The organism is Helicobacter sp. MIT 01-3238 (assembly GCF_003364135.1).
Lineage (GTDB): Bacteria > Campylobacterota > Campylobacteria > Campylobacterales > Helicobacteraceae > Helicobacter_B.
This window is the reverse complement of record NZ_NXLN01000017.1, coordinates 32,166-54,325: the sequence shown is the minus strand read 5'-3', so window position 1 is coordinate 54,325 and position 22,160 is coordinate 32,166. Positions and strand designations below refer to the sequence as shown.

At 39.5% G+C, this 22,160-nt stretch carries 16 protein-coding genes; 5 read left to right on the top strand and 11 right to left on the bottom strand.

Features of this window, described 5'->3' with window-relative positions:
• The 4 genes from CQA40_RS07045 to CQA40_RS07030 form a co-directional block, all read left to right on the top strand.
• On the top strand, positions 1–3,252 hold a 3,252-nt coding region (locus tag CQA40_RS07045; RefSeq protein WP_309544451.1), incomplete at its 5' end, for a helicase-related protein.
• Positions 3,249–6,611 (top strand): Eco57I restriction-modification methylase domain-containing protein, encoded by a 3,363-nt coding sequence (locus tag CQA40_RS07040; RefSeq protein WP_115520181.1) that lies wholly within the window; start codon positions 3,249–3,251, stop codon positions 6,609–6,611. The genes CQA40_RS07045 and CQA40_RS07040, both read left to right, overlap by 4 nt.
• Positions 6,612–6,668: 57 nt before the next feature.
• Positions 6,669–8,570 carry an ATP-binding protein gene (locus CQA40_RS07035; RefSeq protein WP_115520180.1) on the top strand — a complete coding sequence of 634 codons (1,902 nt, stop codon included), beginning with the start codon at positions 6,669–6,671 and terminating at the stop codon, positions 8,568–8,570.
• 181 nt (positions 8,571–8,751) lie between these two features.
• Complete coding sequence (locus CQA40_RS07030; RefSeq protein ID WP_115520179.1) at positions 8,752–9,021, top strand: hypothetical protein; 270 nt, start codon at positions 8,752–8,754, stop codon at positions 9,019–9,021.
• Positions 9,022–9,048: 27 nt separating this feature from the next.
• On the opposite strand, the gene CQA40_RS07025 is transcribed toward CQA40_RS07030, so the two are convergent.
• The 3 genes from CQA40_RS07025 to gatA form a co-directional block, all read right to left on the bottom strand.
• Positions 9,049–10,446 carry an FAD-linked oxidase C-terminal domain-containing protein gene (locus tag CQA40_RS07025; RefSeq protein WP_115520178.1) on the bottom strand — a complete coding sequence of 466 codons (1,398 nt, stop codon included), beginning with the start codon at positions 10,444–10,446 and terminating at the stop codon, positions 9,049–9,051.
• Positions 10,447–10,708: 262 nt separating this feature from the next.
• A complete protein-coding gene (guaB, locus tag CQA40_RS07020) occupies positions 10,709–12,346 on the bottom strand; it encodes an IMP dehydrogenase (protein ID WP_258864491.1) in 1,638 nt (545 codons plus the stop codon).
• Between the two features lie 25 nt (positions 12,347–12,371).
• On the bottom strand, positions 12,372–13,733 hold the full coding sequence (gene gatA, locus CQA40_RS07015; protein ID WP_115520177.1) for an Asp-tRNA(Asn)/Glu-tRNA(Gln) amidotransferase subunit GatA: 1,362 nt from the start codon (positions 13,731–13,733) through the stop codon (positions 12,372–12,374).
• 376 nt (positions 13,734–14,109) lie between these two features.
• Between gatA and CQA40_RS07010 the strand changes: the two genes are divergently transcribed.
• Positions 14,110–15,240 (top strand): glycosyltransferase, encoded by a 1,131-nt coding sequence (locus tag CQA40_RS07010; RefSeq protein ID WP_115520176.1) that lies wholly within the window; start codon positions 14,110–14,112, stop codon positions 15,238–15,240.
• A gap of 58 nt (positions 15,241–15,298) precedes the next feature.
• Here the strand turns inward: CQA40_RS07010 and CQA40_RS07005 are convergent, their stop codons facing one another.
• The 8 genes from CQA40_RS07005 to lpxB all read right to left on the bottom strand — a co-directional run bounded on the left by CQA40_RS07005 (position 15,299) and on the right by lpxB (position 22,044).
• The gene (locus CQA40_RS07005; RefSeq protein WP_115520175.1) at positions 15,299–16,036 is read right to left on the bottom strand and encodes a hypothetical protein; all 738 of its coding nucleotides are present in this window, start codon (positions 16,034–16,036) and stop codon (positions 15,299–15,301) included.
• A 36-nt stretch (positions 16,037–16,072) separates the two neighbouring features.
• The gene (hisG, locus tag CQA40_RS07000) at positions 16,073–16,687 is read right to left on the bottom strand and encodes an ATP phosphoribosyltransferase (protein WP_023928368.1); all 615 of its coding nucleotides are present in this window, start codon (positions 16,685–16,687) and stop codon (positions 16,073–16,075) included.
• A gap of 3 nt (positions 16,688–16,690) precedes the next feature.
• Positions 16,691–17,377: a type III pantothenate kinase gene (locus tag CQA40_RS06995; protein WP_023928367.1), complete on the bottom strand. Its 687-nt coding sequence runs from the start codon at positions 17,375–17,377 to the stop codon at positions 16,691–16,693.
• A gap of 10 nt (positions 17,378–17,387) precedes the next feature.
• Positions 17,388–18,623 carry a hypothetical protein gene (locus CQA40_RS06990; protein ID WP_115520174.1) on the bottom strand — a complete coding sequence of 412 codons (1,236 nt, stop codon included), beginning with the start codon at positions 18,621–18,623 and terminating at the stop codon, positions 17,388–17,390.
• A 14-nt stretch (positions 18,624–18,637) separates the two neighbouring features.
• The gene (locus CQA40_RS06985) at positions 18,638–19,378 is read right to left on the bottom strand and encodes a hypothetical protein (RefSeq protein ID WP_115520173.1); all 741 of its coding nucleotides are present in this window, start codon (positions 19,376–19,378) and stop codon (positions 18,638–18,640) included.
• Positions 19,379–19,503: 125 nt separating this feature from the next.
• Positions 19,504–19,956, bottom strand: a complete 453-nt coding sequence (dut, locus tag CQA40_RS06980; RefSeq protein ID WP_115520172.1) for a dUTP diphosphatase — start codon at positions 19,954–19,956, stop codon at positions 19,504–19,506.
• A 35-nt stretch (positions 19,957–19,991) separates the two neighbouring features.
• Entirely contained in the window at positions 19,992–20,474 is a 483-nt protein-coding gene (greA, locus tag CQA40_RS06975; RefSeq protein WP_115520171.1) for a transcription elongation factor GreA, read from the bottom strand.
• A gap of 43 nt (positions 20,475–20,517) precedes the next feature.
• Positions 20,518–22,044: a lipid-A-disaccharide synthase gene (lpxB, locus tag CQA40_RS06970; protein ID WP_115520170.1), complete on the bottom strand. Its 1,527-nt coding sequence runs from the start codon at positions 22,042–22,044 to the stop codon at positions 20,518–20,520.
• Positions 22,045–22,160 lie beyond the last annotated feature (116 nt).

Here is a 22,160-nt window from a genome sequence, read left to right as displayed (position 1 = left end):
CGTAAAAACCTAATTGCCCCCACCAATTGCCCTACTACGCAAAATTGCCCAGACGCACAAAATCTAAATTTTGCACAAACCTCTGCCAAGACTTACCCACACCACCCCTCAAATCTCATCACAAACGAGGGTAACAACACCCTTATAAACCGCCTAGATTCGCTCATACACTCATATAGTAGCAACGACACAAATAACGCCATAAAGATTGACTTATGCGTGATTAGCGGATTTTACAATGCCAAAGCACTCCAACGCCTTTTCTGCCTAAAAGACAAGCTAAACGCCATTTGCATTATTTTGGGCAAAAGTGAGCAAACCACACAAGCCACACAAAACGCACAAACTAGCACAAGCGACATTGCCTTTTATTTAGATGAAAATATCTTAGATATTGATGCCCAGCTAGATGAGATTAGCGCGAGTAAAATCGCTTATAATTTTATCAAAAACCACTCTATATCATTCTACACTCCCACCGACCACACGCTTATCCACTCAAAAATGTATTTTTTGCACGATAGCACAAACCCCAAAATCGAGCAAAATGTCATAATCGGTAGCTCAAATCTCACTGCAAGTGGCTTAGGGCTTTATGGAGATAGCTCAGATAAAGAGCTAAACCTGCTTTGTGATTCCAAAGAGACAACAAAAGAGTGCAAAATCTACTTTGATGCCCTTTTATCCCAATGCAAAGACTCCACAAATGAGGTGCTAGAGTCCTTGCAAACGAGCTATTTTTATCACAGCCCAAAGGACATACTTGATAAAATCGCACCCTATTTCACAAGCCAAACCCAAGACTTATCCACAAACGAAGAGCGCGATTTGGAGCGCGGGGCAAAGGCTTACGCGCTCTATCCTTTCCAGCTAGTAGCCACACGCGAAATCTACAAACGGCTAAAAACTTACGGCATAGCTTTACTAGCAGACCCTGTGGGCAGTGGCAAGACGCTAAGCGCACTATCCCTAGCCACGCTATATAAGCGCATAGCTATCATTTCTCCAGCCAAGCTAAAAGCGCAATGGCACAGCTACAAGCACGATTCACAAAATCCTTTTATCCTAAGCCAAAATATCGAGTTTTATACTTATGATGAAGCGATAAACAAAAATGAGCGAATCTCGTTTCTAAAGTCCGCAGATTTAGTCATCATCGATGAATCCCACACCTTTCGCAATGATAATCCCACCTATCGCAAACTAAAAGGAAAAATTTCACACGATTCACACCTCCTCCTGCTCTCTGCCACGCCTATAAACAACAGCTACTTAGACTTAGCCCATCAGCTTAGCCTAAAGGGTGAGCGCATTACCATAAATGGTATGCCACTAAATCCCATAGCTATCTGCAAACGCGCCAATGAAATCACCAAAAAAGTTAAAGAAGAGCCACAGCAAGATGCCCTAGATTCTTACGATGAGATTATCTTGCCACCAGATTATTACAAGCTATGCAACCTTATCTTTTCGCGCTCTGCAAAGGAAATAGAGCAGTATCTAAAATCTTTAGGCAAATCCCTACCCAAAAAAGCCATCAATGTAGAAAAACTCTCATCAATCCCGCCACACATAGACTTTAGCATAGATTCACTACTAGAGATTTTGGGTGTAAATGATTCGCAAAACAGCCTATCATTTTGCATTTATGACCCCTATGATGAGAAATATTTGCCAAGTGATATTATCGATGAACTACAAAGCGACAAACTCGCTAATTTGGGCGGATACTCCACACCGCGCGGATTTTTATGTATGTCGCTTATCAAAGCATTAGAATCAAGTGTCGATGCCTTTAGTAGCATTTTGGATAAAATCATCGCATATCATAAAAGTTTCCTAGATTTAAGCGATTCCACGCATTCCACCTCTTGTGCGTCCTCTTCGCCCTCTTTTTCCATATCTTTTGCAGAGTGGGATTTGGCGTGGGCAGATTCCTCTATTGAAGCTTTAGATGAGCCTAGCGCATTCCCACAGCGACTACAAAGCATTATAGATTCGCGCCATATAAGCGCATTAAGCCAAGAATTTTACAATGACGCACAAAGCGATTTAGCAAAGCTAAAAAGCATAAAATCCAAGCTACACTCTTATAATTCCGCGATAGATTTTGCCAAAAGTGCGAAATTCCAAGCCCTAAAACGCATCATAGATTCCGCTTCTATTAAGCACGAAAAGCTCATTATTTTTACAGAGAGTATCGTTACTGCAAACGCACTTACCACCGCACTAAAGGCTTCATTTAGCGACATTATCACAGAATCCATCACGGGCAACACAAGTCCAAGTGAGTTTAGCAACCACAAAAAGCGATTTTCGCCAAAATCACTGCACCACACGCTACAAGAAAATGAGCGCGAAATCGACATTTTAGTCGCCACAGATTGCTTAAGCGAGGGACAAAACCTGCAAGATTGCGCGAACTTGCTAAATTGGGACATTGCTTTTAATCCCATTCGCGCCATTCAGCGAATCGGACGGATTTGGCGCATAGGCTCAACGCACAAGATAAATCATATCACGCACTTTTTCCCCGATATGGACATAGATTCTTATATCGATTTGGAGTCAAAGCTGCGCTACAAGCTAGAGGCGGCAAACTCTGCTACCGCGCTAGAAAATCCATTCTCACAAGAGCAAGAGCAACGCTACCAAACGCACAAAGACTTACGCACAAAGCAACTAAAAGCAATGGAGAGCGAGTTTGTCGCGCTAGAGCAAGAATCAAGCTCTTTTATCGACCTAGCAAATCTTTTTAGCGACTTTGTCAAATCCAAAAAATCCCACCTAAAAGATGGCATATTTTCTATCGCGCTTGATAATGCAGGGCAAAACCTACTCTTTGCCTTACTGCAAGATACTTCTATGCTACGACATTCTAACCAAATCGATTTGCTCTATCCCTGCCTTTATGATATTTCTAGCCAGACACTACTGCCTAGTATTTTGCCAAGTGATAAGCAAAGCAATCTCTCTCAAATCCTTACTTACACCAGCACCACAAAGCCACAAGAGGCGTTTTCACAGCTAGAGCGTATCACAAATGACTACACCGACATAAGTGCGTTAAAAGGCATTTTTAAAAACATTATAGGACAGCTAAATGAACAGATTCAGCACTATCAATCCAGCATACAAAGCCAAAGCAAAAGCGATGGCGGACTTGTCTTTATCGAGGAGGAAAAGACATTTAGGCTTATTGCGTGGCTACTTATCAACCCAGATTTTACAACATTTGGAGGCACAAAATGACACAAGCACTAAACGCACTCTATCCACCAAACAAGCAGAGTTTCAAAGCATTTTTAGACAAATCCCTATCCTTGCAAAATCTAGGACTTGTCTCAAACGCACCTATCGCGAATCTTGATGAGTTTGACTTCAAAAATAGCATTATTTATGCCACAAACGCCGATAGAGAGCAATCCTTACAACCAAGTGAATCTACCGCACATAAAAACTTAGCTTTTAGTCTTGTGAATATAGATTCGCACAAAAAATCAGACCTTATAAAAGCCACTCGCGCCATAAATCACGCTATCCCTAGCTACAACATTATCTTTTTTCTTAGCCCCACGCATTTATCTATCGCCTTTGCCACGCGCCGATTTCACAAATCCCGCACGATTCACACCGACATTGTAGAAAAAATCACGCTCATTAAAGACATAGATTTAGCCAACCCAAGCCAAGCCCACACGCGCAATCTGCAATCTATCGCCAAAATCACACCAAAAGAAGTAGATAATTACTACGGCGAGATTTTAGAGGCACTAAGCATTTCCGCACTAAATAAGGAATTTTACAAAGCAGTCAAATCTGTTTTTGATTCTATCCTAGCTACAAGCCATATCCCATTGCAACCACAAGAGCAAAAAGAATTTGCCATAAAATTACTAGGGCGCATTTTATTTATTAGTTTTCTTAAAGAGTTGCACATTGTCCCAGAGGTGATTTTTAAAGCACACAAAGATTATTATCAAACCACACTAGCACCACTATTTTTTGAAGTGTTAAACACACCTATGGATAAGCGACAAGATTTTATACAATCAAATCCGCTTTTTGCAGACATTCCCTATCTAAATGGTGGATTATTTAGCCCAAGTGCGCTTGATTGTTATGATTCAAGCAATTCGGATTCGCATATAAAAATCCCAGATTCCATCTTTGAATCCATTTTTGATTTATTACAAAGATACCATTTTACTATTGATGAGCAAAGCCCATTTGAACAAGAAGTTGCCCTAGACCCCGAAATGCTAGGACAAATCTTTGAAAATCTCCTTGCCGAAATCGACCCTACTTTAGATGATAAAAGTAATGTCCGCAAAGCTACAGGCAGTTTTTATACGCCTAGAAATATCGTTAGCTTTATGTGTAAAAATGCGATTTTACAATCCCTAAAATCTAAGTTAGATTCATCACTACATAGCCACTTACAATCATTGATTTTTAGCCACGATAGCCAATCTTTATCCAAAGAGAATAAAGCCCAAATCCTAACTACGCTAAACTCCATTAAAATCTTAGATTTATTTTGTGGTTCAGGTGCATTCCCATTAGGCATTTTGCAAGAGATTATCGCCCTGCAAGAAGCCCTAGATTCCACAGATAGCCTATATAATCGCAAATTAGCCATTATCCAAAATCAAATCTATGGCGTAGATATTCAGCCTATCGCTACGGAAATATCGCGTTTGCGTTGTTTTCTATCACTTATCATTGAATCCAATATTGACAAATCAAAGCCAAATTGCGCTATCACACCATTGCCAAATTTAGAGTTTAAATTTATATCCGCAAATAGTTTTATTAAACACCAAGTTGATAAATCAAAGCTAGATGAGAGCTACCCAAAGCTAATCCAAAGCCTAAAAGACATTGCTAAGTCCTACTTTACCACCACAGATTCCAAGCGTAAATCAAAGCTCAAACAAGATTTTTACACCCAAAGAGATTCTATCGCTGATAGTAGGTGGTTATCTCCACAAGCTATATGCGATATTTGCGCCATAGACCCATTTGATGACACCAAAGTAGCGCAATTCTTTGATAGCGGATTTATGTTTGGGCTTGATTACTTTGATATTTGCATAGGCAATCCACCCTATATCTCTACCAAAGGCAAAGCGCACCAGCAAAACAAAGCTACCCTTTTAGCCCAAGATGGATTTTTTGATGACGCCTACAATCACGCCTTTTTCTCAGCGTATAATGCCATCTCTACAAACGGCATTATATCTCTTATCACGCCAAAAACCTTTTGGACTATCTCTACCAAAGCAAATTTACGCAAACTCATCTTAGAAAATACCTTGCATTTCATCTGCGATAGCGCGAATCCTTTCTATTCTGCTATGGTGGATACTTGTATCACGCAATTTGCCAAAAGCGATAGTAAATCAAATGCCAATAATACCATTAGATTCATAGACGCTACAAAGGATTTTGATAATCCACAAGTCCATAAAACTACGCAATCCCTCTATCAAAATGCAAATTCACAAGTGATTTTTAAGCCAAGCCAATATAATCTATCCCTTTATAAGCGATTTAACGAATCTACTAAAGCTCTTATGACGCAATGGTGGAGCAAGATAGACACTTCAGCAAAAATCTCTAAAAATCACAATATCATTCAGCACTATCGCGATTCGCTAAAAGAGGGCGATTTGACTTTGCTAGGGCTTATCACTGATGGCGGACAAGGACTAGCTACTGCAAACAATGGCAGATTCATAGCATTAAGACAAGGTAGCAAAGAAGCACAGCGCACAAAAGAGGCTAGAGCAGAGAAACTTTTTAGCGCAAAGCAAGTATGTAAAGATTTAGGATTAGATTTTGAAAATAAAAAAGAGGCTTTGTCCTTTTTAGATTCAAAGGCAGAGTGTGAGATTTGGGAGATTTTTGATAATGCAAAGGCAAAATTTGGGCGTGATATTTTCGGGCAGGGCTTTATCTACCGCATTATAGATGATGAGCGCATAGCAGATATAGCCACTCTAAGCGATGATGAGAAAATAAACGGCATAGATTCGCAAAAATGCTTTGTGCCTTATGACAAAGGCGACAAAGAAGGCAATCGCTGGTATCTCCCCACGCCTTATTATATAGCGTGGAGCAGGGAAAATGTGAAGTTTTTAAAGGATAATTCTGGCAAAAAAGGCGAGGGAATGCCTGTGGTGCGCAATCCACAATTTTATTTTAGAGAAGGATTTTGCTGGAGTGATATTTCAAGTGAAATTATTAAAAGTAGGTTAAATAACCAAAGTGCGTATGATGTAAAAAGTATGTCTTTGTTCTCACGAAGTGAGTTACTTAGCGGTAAGTTTTTTATTTGTTTAATAAATAGTTCATTTGTGGGTAAATATGTCAAAACTTTTATAAATAACACGGTCAGTTTTCAAATAAATGATGCAAGGCAAATCCCTATCATAATCCCAAGCAAAGAGCAATTAGCCGAGTTTGAAGCCATATTTGATACAGCCTATAAAGCACAAAAAGACAAATTTGAGTGTGGCATAGATAGCACAGAGATTCTAAAATCCCTCCAACCCAAACTCGATAAGCTAGTCTATAAGCTGTATGGATTGGATAACTTATTGTAATTTTTAAGACACAATATTGTATAATTTTTTAATTATTGAATCTAAGGGGAGATTTGTATGCAGAATTCTTTTGCCACAAGGGTAACAGCTAAAACCGTCAAGGGTGATTCATCTATCGCTAGACTCATTCCACTCAATGAGGCTGTAAAAAATGCCATTGACGCAAATGCCAAAAATATTTTTATTTACATTGAAAATTGTGAAAATGATAAAATAATCGGGGAAAGTCTATCGCTAATTGTCGAAGATGATGGCAATGGATTTGATTGTATGAACGATAGATATATGAATGATAGATGGACTCATTATAAAGGTGGAGATTATAGGCAAAATAAATTAGGTGGCAAAAGTAGAGGCAGATATTCATATCTAAAATTTATTGATTATGATGAAAGTAAATTTGCAAACATTAAATTATACACTAGGGCGAGACAAACAAATAATTGTATCACTTTTGGCATTGATAAAAATAACATAGTCTTTATTTCCAGCGATGAACAAACAAATTATAAAAACGAATCTGCAAAAACACAACTTTATGTATATAGACTTGCAGAAAAATTTGTAGATGATAGAGATATTGAAAAACTGATAGGTGATTTAGAAAAAAGCATTATTGTTGAATTTGCTGACAAAATTATCAAAAATATATGTATATCTATCAATGATAAACAAATAGAAGTAGAAAAATATATAGATGATAAAATAGGGCAACGAACTTACTCTTTAACAAATGGGGAAGAATTTATAGCAGATATGATTGTGTGGAATAACGAAATAGATTTAGCCGATAAAAAACATACATTTTTATTCAATAAACAAGGCAATTGTTTAGGGAAGTTAAATTCTGGCTCAAGGAAATCAATTTTTAATTGCCACACTGTATTTTTGACAAGCGATATTTTTAGAGAAGATTCCGAGATGATTGAAATAAATTTAGAATATCAAAAAATTATTGATGAAGTGCAAGAAAAATATAAAGATGATTTAGACAAGCTGCTTTTCAAATCCTTGCTAAAAAATAGAGACAATATAGCTAACAATCTTTTGGAAAATAGTGAATTATTACACAACAGAAATGATATAGACAATATGGTAAAAGAAAAAATAAATGAAGCCTATAAAATTCTAACATTGCCACTAATAATCAATGGGCAGAATATAAATAAAAAGAATGTCGGCTATATTAGTAATTCATTATTAGGTATTATATCTGAAAATCATTCTAATACACTTACAAATTTAGAACTTGTATTTAACTTAAATACAGAACAACAAGAAATGTTAAGCTATGTTAAGCAAAATATGGACATACTAACTCTTATCAAACAATATTATGACATTATAAAAAAACTTGATTTTTTAGAACATTTTGAAAATTTAGTATTAGATGAGGGAAAAGATAAGACTAAAGAAAGAACAGAGCTACATAAGGTTGTAGAAAATAATTTGTGGATATTTGGGGATGAATATGCTGATTTGCCTTTAGTTTTTAGCGACCGTGCCTTAAGTGGTATATTTAAAGAGATTGGATTACCAACAGATTTCAATAATACAAAAGAACTCAATAAGATTCCTGATATTTTTATACCACGCACAAAAGATAAGAAGCTACTACTCATTGAATTAAAAGCACCTAAAGTTGAAATAACAAAGAAAATACTTGATGAAGTATTTGAAAAATATGTTATCACAATTCTAAGAGCTCTACAAAAACAGAGCAATGAAATTGAGTTTATAAAAACTATTTGCATATCATCAACAAAACAAGAATATATAACAACCTTTAATGAATCTAACTATCAAATAAAAGCTATGACTTGGCTGGAAATTATAACAACTAGGCGACAAGAAAACAAAGAAAGATTAAAAAACATTGAACATTCGCTATCTTTATCACACTATACAGATTTAGAAGACTTTAAAAACAAAGAAATAAACAATAAAAACATAGAATAATTTTACATTATCAAAGGATAATTTTATGCAGTGTAATGCAAAAATTTGCTAAACAAATGCCAAAAAATATTGAAATTTATGTTTATTTTTTGCATTCAGTGCAAGGAAAATATGCAAATTTTGCGTTTAGCGCAAAAAAATAGCTACTAAAAAGTTAAAAATTTGCGTAAAGCGTGGAAATTTGATTTTTTGCGCTAATACTTTATTTTGTCATCCAAAAATACCACACATTGTCATACTTAAGGTTTTTTGCCATACTGAGCATAGCGAAGTATCTCAAAAACAACATAGAGATTTTTCGCATTTTGCAAATGCTCAAAATGACAAGATAGGGGAAGCTGATGACAAGAGTATAAAGAATTGTGATGACAAAGTAACGGAATCCAAAAATGACACAAGCAACGACAATAGAAATACTTCGCTTGCGCTTAAGTATGACAAAATGCTATGACACATTCAAACACGAATTGCTTAAAAGTTACTTAAGTCCCATTTTGTGCGGATTGAGGATATTATTTGGGTCAAACGCCCTCTTTATCGCGCCAAAAAGCTCCATTTCCGCTTCGCTAAAGGCTAGGTGCATAAAAGGTGCTTTGCTTAGCCCGATTCCGTGCTCGCCACTTAGCGTGCCCTCGAGCTCCACAGCGATTTTGAAAATCTCCTCGATACACTTATGCCCCCGCGCTAGCTCGGCTTCATCAAGCGGTTTGCTCGGGTCGCCCACCATTACATTTGTATGCACATTGCCATCGCCCGTATGCCCAAAGCAAGGGATTTTAAAGCCATATTTCTCACTCATCTCCCCGATACGCGCTAGCAGCTCGGGCAGGCGAGAGCGAGGCACGGTAATGTCCTCGTTGAGCTTTTTTTTGCCATAGATATTGATACTTTGGCTTGCGTTGCGCCGTGCGAACCACAAATCCTCCTCTTCTTGCGCGTTTTGCGCGATTTTGAACTCCGTGCAGCCATTTTCTCTAAATCGAGATTGCAGACTCGCAATTTGGTCTTCTATCAGCACTTCTAAGTCCCCATCGACTTGGGTTATGAGTATCGCGCCTGCCTCTGTTGGCAAGCCTTTGTGAAATTTCTCCTCCACTGCGCGAATGCTTAGATTGTCCAAAAACTCCATTGCCACAGGCGTTATGCCGCTTGCCATAGTTTTATACACGGCATTCATCGCTGATTCAATGCTTGGAAACACGCCCATAGCGGACTTTTTGAACTTAGGCTTAGCGATGAGTTTAAGCGTGATTTCTGTGATTACGGCGAGTGTGCCCTCGCTTGCAATTAGGATTCCTGCGACATTGTAGCCTGCGACATCTTTTATGGTTTTTTTGCCCGCGCGGATTATCTCACCATTTGGGAGCACCGCTCGCAGTGCCATTACGAAGTCTTTGGTGATTCCGTATTTTGCGGCGCGCATTCCGCCTGCGTTTTCGCTGACATTGCCCCCCAAAGTGCTGTAATCTTGGCTAGCAGGGTCTGGCGGGTAGAAAAGCCCGCGTTTTTCCACTTCGTTTTGAAAGATTTTATTTACCACAGCGGGCTGGACACGGGCGATGAGGTTTTTTTCATCGATTTCTAGAATCTTGTTGAAGTGCTTTTCTAGGGCGAGGATTATCCCACCTTGCGCGGGCAAAGCCCCACCTGTAAATCCACTGCCCGCACCGCGCGGGATAACGGGGATTTTGTGCGCATTTGCGTATTTGAGAATCGCGCTTACCTCGCCCTCATCGCGTGGGAACACCACCGCTTCTGGCTCGTATCGCTCGCGCGTGGCGTCATAGCAGTAAGCTAGCAAATGTGCTTTGTCATCGTAGCAATTCTCCTTGCCTACGATATTTTGCAAGGCTTTTATGTGGGCAGAATCAAGCATTTTATCTCCTTTGTGTGTTGTGATAGGTGAATTTTGTGATTGGTTTGACTTATTATTGTGAGTTTTGTCGTTGTAAAAAATATTTATAGATTTTTTAGATTTGGCAAAGTGGTATGAGATTTTGCTTTATCATCGCCACTTAAGCCAAAAATATAGCGATTGATACAGATTCTCTCGTGCTATACTTGCTTATGAAAAAATATAAATCTTATGCCTTGCCTACTATACAAATCTATATATCTGAAAACTAATCACGCAAAATCTAGCCGTGATAATTTGGAGCTTCTTTGGTAATGTCAACATCGTGAACATGGGATTCTCTTAAACCTGCTGAAGTGATTTCGACAAATTCTGCCCTCTCCCAAAGACTAGATAAATCCTTTGCTCCTAGATACCCCATAGAGCTTCTAAGCCCGCCTACAAGCTGGTGGAGGACATCGCCTATTCGTCCTCGATATGGCACGCGTCCCTCTATACCCTCTGGGACTAGCTTTTCTTGTGCAGTGCCCTCTTGGAAATACCTATCTGCACTTCCTTTTGACATAGCACCGATACTGCCCATACCTCGATAGCTTTTATACTGCCGTCCTTGATATAGCACCAAATCCCCCGGGGACTCTTCTGTGCCTGCTAGAAGTGAGCCTATCATCACGCTTGATGCACCAAGTGCCAAAGCCTTTGCCACATCGCCTGAATACTTTATCCCTCCATCTGCGATGATAGGCACACCGCGTTTTATTGCCACTTGTGCGCAATTGATTATCGCAGAGACTTGAGGCATACCTACACCTGCGACAATTCTCGTAGTGCAGATACTGCCCGGTCCTATGCCGACTTTTATGGCATCTGCACCTGCAGAGATTAGGTCATTTGTGGCTTGTGCGGTTACGACATTGCCAACGATGACTTGGACATCTAGCGTATTTTTTATGCCCTCTAGTGTGGAAATGACATTTTTGGAATGCCCGTGCGCAGAATCAAGCACAAGCACATCTACGCCTGCTTCGACTAGGGCTTGCGCTCTATCAAGCTGCCCTACCCCGATAGCCGCACCCACGCAAAGCCGTCCTTGCGCGTCTTTGTTTGCGTTTGGATATTCGATTCGTTTTTGAATGTCTTTTATTGTAATAAGCCCTTGCAAGATATTGTTTTTATCGACTATGGGGAGTTTTTCGATTCTATGAGCGTGCATTATTTGCTGTGCTTGCTCTAGGCTTACACCCACATTTGCCGTTACAAGTGGCATTTTTGTCATCACATCTCCCACTTTTTTGCTCAAATCCTTTTCAAATCGCATATCGCGATTGGTAAGAATCCCTATAAGCAAGCCATTTTCATCTACCACAGGCACGCCCGAAATCTTGTAATTATCCGTGATGATTTTTGCATCTGCTAGGGAGCGGTTTGCTTGGATAGAGACAGGGTCGCGGATAATCCCACTCTCGCTTTTTTTGACTTTGTTTATATGTTCAGCTTGCATTTGTGGTGGCATATTTTTGTGGATAATGCCTATGCCACCATATCTCGCCATAGCAATAGCGGCTTTATACTCCGTAACGGTATCCATAGCCGCAGAGATGATGGGGATATTTAGACTAATAGTGCGAGTAAGTTTAGAGCTAGTATCCACTTCCTTTGGTAGCACGGCAGAATACGCAGGGATAAGCAAAATATCTTCAAAAGTGAGGGCTTTTGGGAATGATTGAAAGGGGGGTTTTGTGGTGGCTGAAAACTTTGGGTTAGCAAAGTTTGGGCTAGATTTTGTGGCAGATTTTGCACTTGATTGTGAAATGGATTTTGGCTGCGTAAGTGATTTTGAGGTGTGGGATTTTGCATAGTGCTTTTTTGTTTTGGCTGGATTTGGAGATTTTGTTGTGGATTTTGCGGTGGGGTTTGTCATTTGCGCTCCTTTTTGGATTTGCTACTTAAGAGAGTGCGCTCTCAAGTGCATAAGCACAATCTAGCACGGATTGTTCATCAAAATGCTTGCCAATAAGCTGCATACCGATAGGAAGCCCATCGCTATCTTTGCCCACAGGGATACTGATAGCTGGCAGTCCTGCTAGATTTACGCCTATGGTGTAGATGTCGTTTAGATACATTTGCAGAGGTGTTTGCATCGTGCGAAACTTCGGTGCAATGCTTGGAGCGACAGGGCACAAAATCAAATCTGCGTCTTTAAATATTTCATCAAATTGAGCGCGGATAAGGGAGCGCATTTTTTGCGCTTTTAGGTAGTAGGCGTCATAATACCCACTGCTAAGCACAAAGCTACCTAGCAAGATTCTGTTTTTGACTTCTGTGCCAAATCCATTTGAACGCGTGGAGAGATACAAATCTTTTAGGCTACGCTTGTTTGTGTCGGCATTTTGCGCTCGATTGCCATAGCGCACGCCATCAAAGCGCGCCAGATTTGAGCTAGCTTCTGCTGTGCAGATGATATAGTAGGTAGATATGTGGAAGTTTGTATCAAGCATTTTTTTGGGCAAGATTTCATTGCCACTAGATTCTAGGACTTTTATGGTGTTTTCATAGGCTTTTGCCACACTAGAATCCGCATCTTTGATAAAATCCCTTAGCACAGCGATTTTGAACCCTCTCTCTTTGTCAAGTTTGCTAAAGCACTGCAAGGGGGCTTTGCGTGCGCTCGTAGAATCCCTCTCATCGCCACCGCTTATAGCATCTAGCAAAATAGCGCAGTCTTCGACATTTTGCGTGATAGGTCCTATTTGGTCTAGGCTAGAGCTATAAGCGATGAGTCCATATCGGCTCACACGCCCATAAGTAGGCTTTAGCCCTACACACCCACAATACCCCGCAGGCTGACGAATCGAGCCACCTGTATCACTCCCAAGTGCTGCGATAGCTAGCCCTCCTGCCACAGCTGCAGCACTTCCTCCCGAGCTACCACCGGGGACGCACGAAGTGTCGCAGGGATTTTTCGTGCGTCCATAGCAGCTAGATTCTGTGGTGCTTCCCATAGCAAATTCGTCCATATTTGCCCGCCCAAAAGCACTCATTCCATTTGTGTGTAGATTTTCTATCACAGTGGCATTATAAGGGGATTTGTAGCCTTTTAGGATTTTGCTTGCACAAGTGATTTCCCATCCTTTTACGCTTATGTTGTCTTTGATGAGGATTGGCACACCACTCACCTCATCATCACTGAAGTCTATATATGCGTTTAGCTCGGCATTTTCGCTTTGTTTGACTAGATTTTGTATTTGGGATTTTAGCTCGTTTTGCTCAGGCTTGCTAAGGCTTAGGGCTTGCTTTAGCGTTATCATATTTGCTCCTTAAGAAATATGGCTTGTTTAGACTACTATTGCGTGGGATAATCGTGGCGACATTATAGACAAAAATAGCTTAAAGAATCTAAAATTTGGGAGTATTCTTGTGGGCAAGTCTTAGCGTAAATGCAATAAAGCGTAGTAAAGTATTTGATTTGCTTTTGTAATGATTTTTGTAGAGAATTTATGTGGTGTTGCAATAGCACTTGTGAAAAATGATTTATGGCTAGGCATTGGAGTGATATTCATTGCTAATCATCTAAATTTTGTATCCAAATTTTGTTATAATGGCAACTTTTGGTTTGACAGAATCTGCACGATTCACTATTTAATCTATGCACGATTTGACTTGCGATTCACTTAGGAGGTGCAAATGCTAGAATACGCGATTTTCCTAACCAAAAGGGCGATTTTGCAGTTTTTATGCAATTTTATCCCTTTTAAATCTATTCGTAAAAAGGCGCGAAACGCTATCTTTGACAAATTTGATAAAATCATCACACTTGATAAAGTTGATTCGCACTTGCCAAGCGCAGTTTTGGCACAAATCAATGCGCATAATAATGAATATTTCATCACTAAAAATCGCCAAATTACCGCGACTATAGGGGGGGGGGAGGGCGATAATACACACACCGATAACACGCGCAATACCCAAAAGACACATTTTGGCTACTTTGACTTTGATAAAAACTCATCTAATCCACACTTACCGCTTAATCCCTGGGCTTTTATCCGCGTTTGCAACGAGGCTATCACTCTTAGGGCTTGTTTGGAGAGCATACTTCCTGCCATTCAGCGCGGGATTATCACTTATAATAACTGCACGGACGGCAGTGAGGAAATCATCTTAGATTTTTGTGCGAAATATCCCACTTTTATTCCTGCAAAATATCCGCATCATATTGAGATTCACAACCCACAGCGCGAGGAAAATAAGCTACATAATTACTATAATTTCGCCCTATCTCACATTCCTAAAAAGCAATGGCTTATCAAAATCGACTGCGACCATATTTATGACGCGAAGAAATTGTATAAGGCATTTTATCTACCGAAAAGTCGTTTTGATAGTGTGATAAAGCCACGATTTGACATACTTATTAGAGAAAGGCGAGTGTATATTAGAAAACTAAAACACGGCTTGATACAAGATGATTTTTTGTTTCGTGGTGTTGATGATTGGCTGATTTATAATGATGGCTTAGACTTTGTAGTTTGGCATCCAAATGAGAATAGTAAGCACCTATTTTTTGAGACTTTGACTTGTAGAAATCGAAGGCGAAATATATGCACAGAGCTAAATAACTATCACTTTCCGTTTGTGAAAAACTCACGCGTGGGATTTAATGATGATTGGATTAAGGGCGCGTTTTTACTTGATGAAATCCGCCAAAGTCCGCTTGTAGGCACACGAATCGACCCTGCATTGCTTGATAAAGATAAAATCTTAGCGATTTATGATAGCTTTGATTGGGGCAAAGCAAATTATAAAAAGCCTTAAATGCTATTTTGGAAAATGTATGATTTGATAAAGTGGAGAATTTTCCAAACGCAAGGTGCTACCAAACGGTTGCAATGATTTTGATTCTATTTTGTGGGGGTTTGGCGTTTTTGGTATTTTGTTTTGTTGTAAAAGAGATGATTTTGCTATCTAGCCCGCTAAATGAAGTGCTTTTGGATTCTTGTGGGGATTTTTTGGCTGATTCTTGGGGAAATCTTTGCGTGGATTCTTGCGCAAGGTTTTGATTTTGGGGATTTTTATCTTTGCTTTCATCATCATTTTTGCCACTTTCATCACTGCTACTAGCTATCTCGCTGTGCTCTTTGCCCATATCTATAAAGGTAAGTCGCGCTTTGGTGCAAGTATTTTCATTTGATTTGCATACTCCTAGCCAAAAATCAATGCTTAAGCTACTTTTATCATCACTCCAAGAGTAAGTATAGCCGTACCTTATATCTAGGGGCATTTCATACGAAACCACATAATTATGGCTTTTTATGGGTAGATTGCGCTCCAAAGCATAGCCAGATTTTTGGTGAGTTTTGCCGTATTGTCTTAGATAAAGCTGATAGGCTACTAGTATATCTCTAGCTTCTATGATGATTTCTCGTGTTTTGCCCCTTTCGCCACACTCACTTGTGTTGCTAGCAAAGCGCACCTCACAATCCACATACCCCATCTCCTCCCATCGCCATTTGCCCCACTTTAGCTCATCTGCGATAGCTGTAAATCCGCATATATGCGACACTATCGCCACTATGAGAAAAACCTTTTTGTATTGACTGTGCTTTATCATAATCTTGCCTTTTTAGTATTGCGTTTTGCCAAAGATTTAATGCTCTAGTGCGACTTCTATCCTAGAGCAAAGCTCCAAAATAGCGTGCTTTTTAAGCGAGAAGCTATTAAAATTTGCGATTAGATACGCGCTAGAATCTAGGATTTTCTCACTTTCTATGAGGTTGTTTGCCCTCATTGTTTCACCTGTCTCTACAATATCTACAATCCCATCACACAGCCCCACAAGCGCAGCTAGCTCAATAGAGCCATATAGCTTTATCATATCAATAGGTATGGCTTTTTGAGAAAAATACTTTGCAGTGATATTTGGCATTTTTGTAGCGATAGTAATCTTTGGCTTTGAGTAATCAATAGGCTTGTGTGCGTGCGCGCCAACCACCACGCGACATTTGCCTATGTTTAGATTTAGTAAGCGCATAATGTTGTATGGCTGCTCCTCTAGCACATCTAGCCCCACCACGCCTATATCGGCAGCTTGATGATAGACATAGGTGGCGACATCTTGACTTCGCACAAGCATAAAGCAAAAATCGCCCTTTTGCAAGATGAGCTTCCTATCATCAAAGCCAAAATCCTCTCCAAAAATGCGAGAAAAAAGCTGCAAAGTTTCCTTAGCAATGCGCCCTTTTGGAAGTGCAATATTTAGCAAATCTTACTCCCAATCCAAATCCATAGGGGCTTCTTCTAGCTCTTGCACGCTTTGAGCTCTGCGCCTTTTTTCTAATGCCCTCTCAATAGAAATCCTCATACCACGAAATACCATAGTTTCATCATAAATCGCTTGTGCAAAAAATTTCGCTAGATACTTGCCATCGCCACCTGTAAAATACGCTTTTTTTGAGCCAATCGTGTTTTGGATAGTCAAAATAATGCTTTTTAACATTCCATAAGTGATACTATCCTTGGTATTTAGTGGTAGCTCTTTTGGCTCATAAGTGAAGTTTATCCCTCCTACAAGTAGCGGAGATATGCGTCCATAAGCACCTATCATTTCATTAAACCCCGGTAAGATATAGCCACCTTGATGTCTGCCACCACTCATCACATCTACGGTAATAGCCGTCCCCGCATCGATTATCACGCCATCTCGCACGCATAGACACGCAGCTTTTCTATCCACACCAAGCCCCATATACTCCGTAGGCAAATCAATAATAGATTCTAAATCATAAGTGGTTTTAAATGTCTTAGTAAGGATTTTTTCATTTTCTGGATTTACACTAATGTAGTAAATCTCTTCGTTAAACATTCTTCTGTGTAGCGAGCGGGGAAGCAGGTGAGTTACCTTTCCATTGCTCCAAAAGTGAAAATGCGTGTTGCCTATATCGCATAGTAGCATAGTGTCCCCTTTATTGAGATGTTATAAAATCGGCAATTTTGGCAAAATCAAAGTAGTATCTGTTGTAATAAAAAATATTTTTGGTATAGAAATGAAGCTTGTTGCTCATCATTTTGCCAAATGTATCTTGTGCTTGATAGACTTTGTGGCTGAAGTTTTCCAAATCTAGTGCGATGATAAAGCTGCCATTTTTCTCATAGGTGTATAGCACATTGTTTGCTACTGACATTCCCTCCAAACTAGCATATTCAAACTTTTTAGTATTTACTTCTCGCAGTGTGTGGTCAAGCTGTGCGATTTTGCCCTCTAGAGTGAGTGCGTATAAATAGCCATTTGCAAAGGTTATGTCTTTTATATCCTCTTGGTAGCTAAACTGCTGTCCAGAAACAATGCTTATGAGTTTTTTTGGTGTGGCGGCAAATATGCGAACATCATCGCCTTGCAAGTAGATGATGTTGTTAAAAAACTTCTCGCTTGATACAATGATATTTCGCTGTGTTTCATAGTTTTGCAAGCTCACAACCAAAATCCTCCCATCAAGAGTTGGGAAAACCACCAAAGAATCCAAAAATAATGGCGCGGCTATAAGCTGATTTACTGCTAGGACTGCACTACCTTTTTGGCTAAAGACGGATTTGTAAGACTCGCTATTTTCTCCGCTATTTTCAAAATCTTTGTTGGCACTTTCATCTTTTGCCAAATCCACATTTGCAAAATCCGTGCTGGATTCTAAAGAAATGATATGGCTTGTGTTATCGGTGGTTACAAAAGCAAGTAGATTTCCCTTTAGGCTTGCGCTGATAGCACAGCCTTGAGTTTTTAGCTTGATTTGCTCTTGGGTGCAAGCGGAGTTTTCCTCTTTTATCGGGCAAGTCCCGCTATCAAACGCACTCTCATCAATCACGCTAGCCCTCACTAGCAGCATCTCATCACACCCTTTTGCAAAAATATAATACCCTCCAGACTCGTTTAAAAATCTTGCATCTTTGGGGATAATCTCTTTTATTTGCTTGTTTATGGGGACAAATCCACTTTGGGTTAGAAGCGAGCCGTCTTTTAGCGTGGCTACATAGCGATTGTTTTGGGCTATGGGCGTGGGAAGTGATTGAGAAAAAATAATCTCTCCATCGACTTTGGCAGGTGTATAAAATTTCTTTGAGCTACAGCCTAAAAACACCACACAAGAAATAAATACAAGCGTGAAAATCCGTGCAATGTCGATAAATTTAGTCCTATTTTGATTCATTAGTTTGCCCTATTTTATTTCTCTTTTGCTTCTGTGTTTGTTTGGGTGCTAGATTTTTGAGTGTTTTCCTCGCTGGATTTTGTGGATTCTTTGGGTGTTTGAAGTTTTATGGACTCTAGCTTGGTGGATTCTAGTGGGAGTTTATCTATGCCATAATGCTCCATTTGCCTAGCGATAGAATCTAGGCTTGACTCGCTAGAGACACCCTTTAGCACCTCGCGAGCTTTGTCAATGTCGTTATTTTTTAGTAGCAAATATGCTTCTTGGATTTTGGCAAAATCTTTTAGCGAGTCGTTTTGTTTTTTGGGATTTTTAGCAATAGTGCTAAGTGCTTGCAAATCCTCTTTTAGCGAAGCTAGCTCATAGCTTGCGATTTGAGCGATAAGCTCATTTTTTGATTGGCTTAGCTCCTCTAGCTCGGCTATACGAGCCTCTTTTTGGCTAGAGAGATTTGCGTAGATAAATGCGTCATAAAGTTTGGGGGCTTTGCTTTTTAGATTTTCTCTTAGCACGGTGTTTTGCGGAGATACAAGTAGCTCATTATATATTTGGCTAATCTCCTTGGCGTTTTTCTCCTCGACATAGTCGCTTGCCACGACTATGGCTATCCATAGCACCACCACAGCGACAACCCCAAGTAGCACAAACTTGTATTTTTTAAATAGCCTCTCTAGCTTAAAGGCATTTTCTAGTAGTTTTTCATCGTTTTGAAACTCGCTCTTTATGGTTTCCAAATCTTTGCTTAGTTTGCTCAAAACTTTACTCCTTACATTTTTGGTTTTGCTTGAAATCTTTTGCTTTATACAACTCTACGCAAGCTAACTTGTGATTTTGCCTAAAGCATTGGATTTTGGCTTATGCTACATTTTTGGGCTTATTTTTACTTGCTACCAAATCCGCCACTGCTACCAAAGCCCTTTGTCCCGCGCTCGCTCCCACCTAGCTCGCTTACCTCGACAAAATCCACTTGCCACACTCTTTGCACGACTGCTTGGGCGATTCTATCGCCTTTGTGGATAGTGAAATCCTCTTTGCCAAGATTTATCAAAATCACCATTATTTCGCCACGATAGTCGCTATCTATCGTGCCCGGGGTATTTAGCACGGATATTGCGTTTTTTATAGCTAGCCCAGAGCGAGGGCGCACCTGGATTTCATAGCCCCTCTCTATCTCAAAGGCAAGCCCCGTGCGAACTGCTATACGCTCCCCTGCCTTTAGACACACCTCATCAATAGAGTGCAAATCAAATCCCGCAGCCTCAAGCGAATGATAGCGCGGGATAATCGCTTCTTGGCTAAGTCTTTGCACTTTCAAGGTAGGGCTAGATTGCATTTGCTTCTCCAAATTTTTTATTGCGAATTTTAATCTTACTCAAAGCTAATTGGCTTGTATGAAATGCTTAAGATTTCAAAATCACATTCTCCGCGTGGCAAAGCAATATTGACTTCATCACCCACTTCTTTGTCTAGCAGGGCTTTTGCGATAGGTGAACCATAAGAAATAAGCCCACGCGAAGAATCACTCTCTATGCTACCCACAATCGTATATGTGGATTTTTTCTCACTATCCAAATCCAAAATCTCAACCGTGCTACCAAAGCTAACTTTATCGTGTGGTAGCTTGGAGGGGTCGATGACTTGGGCTTGTGCTAGCATCTCACTCAAATCCTTTATCCGTGCGTCAATAAAAAGTTGTTTTTCTTTTGCGGCGTGATATTCAGCATTTTCTTTCAAATCCCCGTGCGCACGGGCAATATCGATTTCTTTTATGATATTTGGACGCTCGACTTCTTTGAGGTTTTTTAGCTCGGAGCAAAGTTTTTGATGTCCGTATTGTGTGATTGGCTGCATAAAATTCTCCTAAAAATATAAGCGCATATAATACCAAAATCTGTTAATCCATTAGCAACATATTTGCGACATTTTGCGCACTTCCATAATATTTTTTGTGTGGGATTTTGTCATCATTTTTATGATTTTTATCCTCTGTATTTTGTGTGCTAAGATACTCCCACAACTCTTTAGCGCATTTGATAAAATGACCATTTTTTGCTCTCTCTAGCTCGCTATTATACGCACTCAAAAGATTATCCATACTCATATCGCCCTGTATTAGCTCCTCGTGTATTTTTGATTCTCCTCTGCCTGCGCTCTCGCCACAAAGCGCGTTGTAAAAAATATTTGCTAGCCCTATGTAGTGCAAGCCTACAAACGCCCTTGCGATGAGATAATCCAAAGTAGCAGCCTTGTAGCACAGCACAAAAGGTGTGCCTAAAAGTGCTGCTTCTAGTGTGGCAGTGCCAGAGCAGATGAAAGCAAAATCTGCTTCTTTTAGGGATTTTTGCGTATCAAAACTTAGCTCAAACCCACTTAAATCGCCATATATAGATTCTAGCTCTTTTTGGCTTTTGTTTGCAAAAAATGTGGGAATAACGAGAGTTTTTGTGCATATATTTTTTTGCTCTAGCAAGTGTGCCACCTCTATAAATGTAGGGAAAATCCGCGCTATCTCACCCCTCCTAGAGCCCGGCATAAACACAATGTGCTTTGCAATATTTTTTGTAGGATTTCGTAGATTTTGATTTTGTGGGCTTTTATCTTGCAAGTTTTGCGTTTGGGAGTTTTTGGCTTGTGTGCTTTGTGATTGCCTAGATTGCCTACTTTCTAAGATAGTGAAATCTAGCTCATCAAGCAAAGGGTGTCCTACAAATTCTATTTTTTTGCTCTGCCTTGCTTCTAGAGAATAGTAGCTTAGCTCAAAGGGTAAAATCGCTAGCAATTTATCAAAAAAGGCTTCTAGCTTTTTTGTCCGCCACGGCTTCCAAGCCCACACTTGTGGCAATATATAATAATAAATCGGGGCTTTTATTCCGCTAGATTTTATCTTTTTGGCAAGTGGTATGTGAAATGAGCTAGAATCCAAAAAAAGAATTTTATCCGCTTCTTTTGCGGTGTGTAGCATAGTTTTTTGCGCTTTTAGTATAAATGGTAGCTTTTTTGCCACATCGACAAAACCCATTATTGAAAAATCTTGCGAGAAAAATAGTGGAGTAAAGGCAAGATGATTTGATATAAAATCATTGATAAAATCATTGGCGATAGTGTCTTTTGGGCTCGCAATTTGCGTAGATTCTAGGTTTTGCGTGGTTTGCTCTTGTTTGAACTCTTGTGATAATTCTTGCAAGATTTGTTGCTCTAAATTTTTATCAAATATACCCATAATTTGGATTTTTGTGCTTTGGATTTTGGATAAATTTATTGGAAGAAAATTTTGCGAAGTTTTTTGCTGCTTATCTTGTGTGTTTTTCTCTTTTGGTAGAGAATTTATAGATTCTTTTATTATTTTTCTTATGATTTCTTTTATGACTTTTTGGGCGTGGATATTGGAGCTTGGCTCTAACGCGCTAAGTAGGAGTTTCATCAGCTATCGCTTTTATGTGAGATTTGGGAGTGAAAATCCCTAAATTGTATAACAATTTACTTAATTTTTTATACGAATGGATAAAAATATTTATTTAATTATGCTAAATTGCTAGG

Excerpts from the sequence above, each read along its gene's own strand:
- CQA40_RS07040 (WP_115520181.1), top strand. The coding sequence starts at position 3,249 with ATGACACAAGCACTAAACGCACTCTATCCACCAAACAAGCAGAGTTTC.
- CQA40_RS07035 (WP_115520180.1), top strand. The coding sequence starts at position 6,669 with ATGCAGAATTCTTTTGCCACAAGGGTAACAGCTAAAACCGTCAAGGGT.
- CQA40_RS07025 (WP_115520178.1), bottom strand. The coding sequence starts at position 10,446 with ATGCTTGATTCTGCCCACATAAAAGCCTTGCAAAATATCGTAGGCAAG.
- guaB (WP_258864491.1), bottom strand. The coding sequence starts at position 12,346 with ATGACAAACCCCACCGCAAAATCCACAACAAAATCTCCAAATCCAGCC.
- gatA (WP_115520177.1), bottom strand. The coding sequence starts at position 13,733 with ATGATAACGCTAAAGCAAGCCCTAAGCCTTAGCAAGCCTGAGCAAAAC.
- CQA40_RS07010 (WP_115520176.1), top strand. The coding sequence starts at position 14,110 with ATGCTAGAATACGCGATTTTCCTAACCAAAAGGGCGATTTTGCAGTTT.
- CQA40_RS07005 (WP_115520175.1), bottom strand. The coding sequence starts at position 16,036 with ATGATAAAGCACAGTCAATACAAAAAGGTTTTTCTCATAGTGGCGATA.
- CQA40_RS06995 (WP_023928367.1), bottom strand. The coding sequence starts at position 17,377 with ATGCTACTATGCGATATAGGCAACACGCATTTTCACTTTTGGAGCAAT.
- CQA40_RS06990 (WP_115520174.1), bottom strand. The coding sequence starts at position 18,623 with ATGAATCAAAATAGGACTAAATTTATCGACATTGCACGGATTTTCACG.
- dut (WP_115520172.1), bottom strand. The coding sequence starts at position 19,956 with ATGCAATCTAGCCCTACCTTGAAAGTGCAAAGACTTAGCCAAGAAGCG.
- greA (WP_115520171.1), bottom strand. The coding sequence starts at position 20,474 with ATGCAGCCAATCACACAATACGGACATCAAAAACTTTGCTCCGAGCTA.
- lpxB (WP_115520170.1), bottom strand. The coding sequence starts at position 22,044 with ATGAAACTCCTACTTAGCGCGTTAGAGCCAAGCTCCAATATCCACGCC.